The 6,850-nt window shown below is 48.0% G+C and carries 4 protein-coding genes and 1 pseudogene; 2 read left to right on the top strand and 3 right to left on the bottom strand.

All coding sequences use genetic code 11. The features are described 5' to 3' along the window. Window positions 1-323 precede the first annotated feature (323 nt). Window positions 324-1,619, bottom strand: a complete 1,296-nt coding sequence (locus tag NG833_RS03980; protein ID WP_254564037.1) for a DUF389 domain-containing protein — start codon at window positions 1,617-1,619, stop codon at window positions 324-326. 105 nt (window positions 1,620-1,724) lie between these two features. On the opposite strand from NG833_RS03980, the gene NG833_RS03975 reads away from it, so the two are divergent. Next, window positions 1,725-3,650: a serine/threonine-protein kinase gene (locus NG833_RS03975; RefSeq protein WP_254564036.1), complete on the top strand. Its 1,926-nt coding sequence runs from the start codon at window positions 1,725-1,727 to the stop codon at window positions 3,648-3,650. Window positions 3,651-3,660: 10 nt separating this feature from the next. Beyond that, window positions 3,661-5,487 carry a WD40 repeat domain-containing serine/threonine-protein kinase gene (locus tag NG833_RS03970; protein ID WP_254564035.1) on the top strand — a complete coding sequence of 609 codons (1,827 nt, stop codon included), beginning with the start codon at window positions 3,661-3,663 and terminating at the stop codon, window positions 5,485-5,487. Between the two features lie 186 nt (window positions 5,488-5,673). Here the strand turns inward: NG833_RS03970 and NG833_RS03965 are convergent, their stop codons facing one another. Together NG833_RS03965 and NG833_RS03960 are read right to left on the bottom strand one after the other, a co-directional pair. Then, window positions 5,674-6,303: a Uma2 family endonuclease gene (locus NG833_RS03965; protein WP_254564034.1), complete on the bottom strand. Its 630-nt coding sequence runs from the start codon at window positions 6,301-6,303 to the stop codon at window positions 5,674-5,676. Window positions 6,304-6,474: 171 nt separating this feature from the next. Then, window positions 6,475-6,850, bottom strand: a pseudogene (locus NG833_RS03960) (hypothetical protein); the annotation flags it as partial.

Genomic DNA, 6,850 nt, shown 5'->3' with positions numbered 1-6,850 from the left:
AATACGCCCCTACAAGAAATAACGATTTTTCGTCATTAAATTTATGCCCTCTGGAGGGCGTATGCAATACGCCCCTACAAGAAATAACGATTTTTCGTCATTAAATTTATCACCTTGACAGGGCTAGGGTTCAAACCCCCGCCTAACAGCTAAAGTCGGTTAAAACCGACTAAACCACCACCCTTCAGTCGTTTCCAATGTTTGTAGTAACGACTTCAGTCGTTCTCTTAAGTTCGTAGTAACGACTTCAGTCGTTATCTTCCCCCCATTCATCATCACCCAACCCACCCAGAAGCAAACTCCCCCAACCCCTCAACCTTCAACTACCGAGAATCCCCCAAAAACTCAGGGGTTTCCAACACCGTCACCGAAACCAAGGGAGTCACATTAAAATCTTCCTGCAAAATGTGAGCTTGAATCTCCCGAGTCAGCCGACTGCGAATCTCTTCTGTAGACAGATCCACACCCCCTTGACGCTGCACATAAACCACCGCCAGTAGAGTATTCTGCCCCGAAATATTGGGCCGAGTAAACCGGATATTCCCCTCCACCAACTCCGCCAACTCGCTCGTTTCCACCACTTTCTTGATTTCCGCATTAATCCGTTGAGCACGACTTGGGCGCTGCAAATTTGGAGAGTCAGAAAATTGCCACATCAGCAACGCCACCAGTCCAACCGTTGTCACCCCCATCGAAATCGGAAACAGCTTTTTCGTCCCGCGATCGTACCTGGCACCCCGGGGCTTTAATCCAAATACCCGGAAAATAATCGCTGCGGATAAATTAATCCCGAATAATTGCAACAACAGCAAAAATAAGCCATTGACAATCATATCCCAGCGCCCTAGGGGAATCGACATCCCGATAATTCCGGCAGGGGGAGACAGGGAGGCAGCAACCAACATTCCGACTGATGCCCCTGCCACCAAACTGCTGCGTTCCGATTGCACTAAATTTAAGGCCCCAGCAGTCCCGGCAGCTAACGGCAGCAAAATGGCGATCGCGGAAATTTGAGAGTTTTCCACCATAAACGGCGTGGCAATCTCTTGCTGCATGATTAAACTCAGGAAAGCTGTCACGGCAATTAACACCGCTAAAGCGCTAAAATACCGCACTATACTGCGTTTGAGTAGGTTTTTGTCCCCTCGGGAAGTGGCGATCGCCACATTCATCGCCGGACCCGCTAACGGTGCAATTAGCATGGCAGCAATCAGTAAAAAGCTGCTATTGGTAAATAACCCAATCCACACCACCACCCCTGCCAGGGCCGCATATCCCAAAAATCCCCGCCAAGACCCCACACTCTGCAATCCCCCGAGAAAAATCTCAATGGGACTGCGTTCCTGAACCTCCGTCACCTGATCCGGGGCCTCCGAACTTGGCGGATGCAGGGGCATCATTCCCCGAGGAATTAACGTCACTGCCAGGTTGTCGATGCATTCCAACTCCTCCAGCAACCCTTCCACTCGGCGATTGGAAACGTGCAGAACCACCACATCCACGGGACCTTCGGGACCCTTTGCCTCGAACTGGATCAAATTAGAAGCATCATAATCCTGGGCAATCTCCACCACCTGTTTTCCGCAACCCTGCGGGACTCTGATTTGTAATTGACGCATATTCTCCTGGAGTCTTAAATTAAATTTTTTCTCAGCCTAACGTAAGCCAAGGGGAACCTGTCGGTACAATAGATCCTAAGTCCCCTTGCCTTGCGCTTCTGTTCTATGAGCTATTGCCTCAATCCCCATTGCAAGAAGCCTTACAATCCAGATAATGCCAAGTTTTGTCTGAGTTGTCGTTCTCCCTTAGGGCTTAAAAATCGCTATCGTACCATTCGCCCCCTCGGGGAAGGCGGGATGGGGCGCACGTTTTTGGCCCTGGATCAGGACCGCCTCAATGCCCCCTGTGCGATTAAGCAATTATTACCGGCCCCAGAAATCCAGTCCGATTCCCAAGCAATGGCAAAGGTGACGGAGTTATTTGAACAGGAGGCGCGGCAGTTGTTACTCCTGGGGGAACAACATTCCCAAATTCCCGCCCTGTTAGCCTATTTTGAACAAGATAAACGGCTGTATTTGGTACAGCAGTTTATTGAAGGACAAACGTTGTGGCAAGAATTGCAACGATTCGGGGCGTTCACAGAGGAACAAATTCGCCAGTTGTTGTTAGATTTGCTGCCGGTATTACAGTTTGTCCATGAACGGCAGGTGATTCACCGGGATATCAAACCCGCCAATATTATCCGGCGAGAGGATGGGAGACAATCCTCTGGGGGTCAGTTGGTGTTAATTGATTTTGGCATTGCTAAACAACTGAGTTCAGGCGGGGGGAAAACGGGCACGAGGGCGGGGACGGAAGGATATGCGCCGATGGAACAACTGCGCGGGGGTCGGGCATTTCCGGCGAGTGATTTGTATAGTTTGGGGGTAACTTGTATTCAGTTGTTAACGGGGATTTCCCTCGATCGCCTCTATGATCCGGTGGAGTCGCGGTGGTTGTGGCAGGCGCACTTACAGCAAGTTGGACGCACCGTCAGCGATCGCCTTGCCGCGATTTTGAATAAGATGATTCAAGATTCCATAAAAGCCCGCTATCCCTCTGCCGCAGCGGTTCTCCAAGACTTGAATACCGCAGGCAGTCGGAGTTTCCCTGGGGCAGTCACGCCCTTTATTCCCGCAGTTCCCACCCCACCGACGGTTCCTACGAATCCCCTGCTGGAACTGTTCCAACGCCAAACCTGGGACTGTGACTCGACTCTCACGGGACATACTGGGTCAATCAAAACTGTCGCCCTCTCCAAGGACGGGAAAATTATTGCTTCCGGAAGTGAGGATAAAACTATCATCGTTTGGGACTGCAATACGGGGAAAATCCTCCATACCCTCACCCAACATTCTGGCGTAGTTACCGCAGTTGTCATCTCCCCCGATGGCAAACTGCTAGTTTCTGGAAGTACAGATAAAACCATTAAATTCTGGCAATTACCTACAGGGTTTTTACTTCGCACGCTTACTGGACATACCGGGGCGATTACCGCCCTCACAATCGCCCCCGATGGCAAAACCTTAGTCAGTGGTAGCGCCGACAAGACGCTGAAACTGTGGAATCTGCGGACGGCACAATTGCAACAAACCTGGGAGGGACATACCCAAGGGGTTTCCTGTGTCACTTGTTCCCCGGATGGGAAACTGATTGCTTCTGGCAGTGACGATCGCACGATTAAACTCTGGAATCTGCGGAATGGGACAGTGAAAGCAACCCTGACGGGACATCAGGAACGGATTGAGGCAGTGGCGATCGCCTCGGATAGTCAAACCCTCGCCTCCGGCAGTCGGGATAAAACCATCCAAACCTGGCAACTGGATACGGGCACAAGATTAGCCACTCCCAAGGAACATTTAAGTGGATTTCAGGCGATCGGTTATCTCCCCTTACCCCCTACTTTCAATCCCGACGAAGGTCATATTTTAGTCAGTGGCAGTGACGACAAAACCCTGAAAATCTGGCATCAAGAAACTGGCAACCTCCTCCACACCCTCACCGGCCATCATGATAGTATCACTTGTTTGGCCTTGAGTTTTGAAGGTCAGATGATTATTAGTGGGAGTCAAGACAAAACTCTCAAAATTTGGCAGAATTTAAACCCTTAAAATTAATCTTATGAACCATTGTTTAAATCCAGTTTGTAAACAACCCAAAAACCCCGAGGGCAATAAATTCTGTCAAACCTGCGGGTCCAAACTCCTGCTGCGAGACCATTACCGGGCCTTAAAACCCATTGGCAGTAGCACCTATAGCCGCACTTTTTTAGCCGTGGATGAAGATATTCCCTCCAAACCCTTCTGTGTCATTAAGCAATTTTTTCCGCCCCGAACTGTCAGCGAAGCCCAAAAAGCAGCGGAACTGTTTCAACGAGAAGCAGTACAATTAGACCGCCTGGGACAACATCCCCAAATTCCGAGACTTTTGGCCTATTTTGACCAAGATAAATATCAATATTTAATTCAAGAGTTCATGGAGGGAAAACCCCTTGCAGAAGAACTCAAACAGTCCGGTGCTTTTTCGGAAGACCAAATTTTCACCTTCCTCAAACAAATCTTACCCCTGCTGCATTTCGTTCACAGCAATCAAGTGATTCATCGGGATATCAAACCCGCTAATATTATTCGCCGTCCCCCCGTTACTGGAGGGAATTTTGCCTCGGAGAACCGTTCTGATTCTTTGCTGCTAGTGGGATTCAGTGCGGTTAAAAGCGTCTCCAATCAACCCCAAATCGGCAATGCTACTATCATCGGCAGTCCTGAATATACGGCATCGGAACAGTTAACGGAAAATCCTACCTTTGCGAGTGATTTATATAGTTTAGGGGTAACTTGTATTGAACTGTTAACCCAAACCAGTCCGTTCAATCTCCGACATGGAAATAGCTGGGAATGGCGACAATATCTCAGCCGTCCCGTGAGTGCGGCATTAGGGAATATTATAGATAAATTGCTGCAAGATAAAGTCAGTCAACGCTATCAATCTGCACAAGAAGTTTTACAAGACTTGGAAAGTTTGCAACCGAGGGAATGGAAATGTGTTGAAACCTTTGCCTCGGGTAGTCGGATCCGCTGCGTGGCAGTCAGTCCCGATAGTCAAATGATTGCCAGTGGTAGTGAAGAGAATCGCATCCAATTATGGTATCCTGGAAGGGGACAGTCTGGAGAACAATTGGGGAATTGGCTATCGGGACATTCGGGATGGGTACAGGCGGTTATGTTTAGTCCCGATGGGAGAGTATTAATCAGTGGCAGTTGCGATCGCAGCCTGAAAGTATGGGATTTAGGCACAGGAAAACTGCTGCGATCGCTGGGAGATTGGTTTGCACCTCATAACGGCTGGATTAATAGTATTGCCCTCAATCCTTCGGGGACAATTTTAGCCAGTGGCAGTACCGATACCACCATTAAACTCTGGAATATCAGTACGGGGAAACAAATTACCACTTTAACGGAACATCAAGGAACGGTAGAATCGGTGGCGATTTCTCCCGATGGCAAATTATTAGCCAGTGGCAGTGGCGATCGCACGGTAAAACTCTGGGAATTACCCACGGGGAAAGCGGTAGCAACCTTCACGGGACATCAAGATATGGTGCGATCGGTTGCCTTCAGTCCCGACAGCCAAATGCTCGCCTCCGGCAGTCGAGACAATACCATAAAATTGTGGCAAATAAATAGCGGTGAACTGTTAGGAAACTTACCCCATACAGATTGGATTGAAACCGTGGCATTTAGTCCACAGTTACCCTTAGTGGTAGGGGGAACTCGCAACGGTGCGATCGGCTTTTGGAATCCCTATACCGGAGAGGAATTAAATGGAGTCCAAGCACATTCAGCATCGGTAACCTCCGTGGTATTCACACCCAATGGGAGGGCGATAATTAGTGGTAGCGCCGATGGCAGTATTAAACGCTGGCAAGGGGAGCATCTCAATTTTGCCTAAAAACCAGTCTGACCTCTCCCCAAACCCCTCCCCTAAGAGGGGAGGGGCTTTGAGACTCCCCTTTCCGGCTCCCCCTTCCCTCTTAGGGAAGGGGGCTGGGGGGTTAGGTCTCTTGAACAAATTGAGATGCTCCCCTGGCAAGTGGCATCAGGATCATAAATAGATGACCTCTCCTATTAAAATTACCTAAAAAGCCATTGCAAAAATATCCTGTGCAGACAAAGTAAAGTTACCAAAAGTCGGAGAAACAATCGAAGAATTACCCGTAAAGGAATTCATCTGATATTCTCCCTCCACCCAATCACAAACAAAAACAGTAGGCTGCTTGGGGTTACCAATAAACTTTCTTGCCCCCAAAGCATCATAATCAATAATCCAATATTCCGGGATACCCATCTCTTCATAATCTCGTAACTTATTATAATAATCATCCCGCCAATTTGTTGAAACCACTTCAACAATTAATTTAACCGATTCAGCATTTTGAATAATTGACTCGCTTTCCCATCGTGGTTCCATCCCCAACACCTCTTTATTCAACACAATGATATCTGGCTCATAACCGGATTTTTGTCCTATAGGTTTAACAATCGACTCCCGGGGAATCGTCCAAATCCCACCTTTACCCATCTCTCGAATCGTCATCAATAGTTGCTCAATCAGAGAACCGGCTAGATTTGAATGTTTTCCCTTGGGTTTGGGCATTTCCACAATTACTCCATCATATAGTTCATACCGAACTTCCGACTGTTCGGGATACCAGTTTATAAATTCATCAAAGGTATAAAGTTCTGGTTCAGCTTTTGCGTGAGTCATAGGTCTAAATTAAATGATTTTGAGCAAATATGATTCGCTTTATTTAGAATCTAGGTAAATTTTGGTGAGGTTATAGGTCCCCCAGTTGTTCGGCTTTAGCTACAGCCAATCCCTCGCGACAATAGCTGAATTGTTTCGAGGGATTGACCGAATATAAACCGGCTAAACTGATTAACCTGGTGTTCCAAACCGTTGTACTAATTCATCCCGAGAAAGGGTGAGGACGAACCGAGTTAACTCTTCCACAGGTAACTGTAAAAGTGGCTCAATGGTTGAGGACAATTCCTCATCTATCTCGCCAAATCGGACTCGGAATGAGTTTTCAATGAAGGCCCTCCGTTCTTCCTGGCGACCTTCTTCACGACCTTCCTGGCGACCCTCTTGGCGACCTTCTTGGCGTCCTTCTTGGACTGCTTCTTCTCGCCATTGGTAATAAGCGGGTGATAAGTTCATAATTAACTCCTGATTCTCTTCATCTTGATTTTGCCTCAGTTGGATATTGATGCGCCAGTTGGAGAGGATTTCTAGCAAGTTGTTTCGGAATGGA

The sequence above is a fragment of the Oscillatoria sp. HE19RPO genome (genome assembly GCF_024220515.1).
GTDB lineage: Bacteria > Cyanobacteriota > Cyanobacteriia > Cyanobacteriales > Laspinemataceae > Laspinema.
This window is presented reverse-complemented; position numbering and strand designations above follow the sequence as displayed.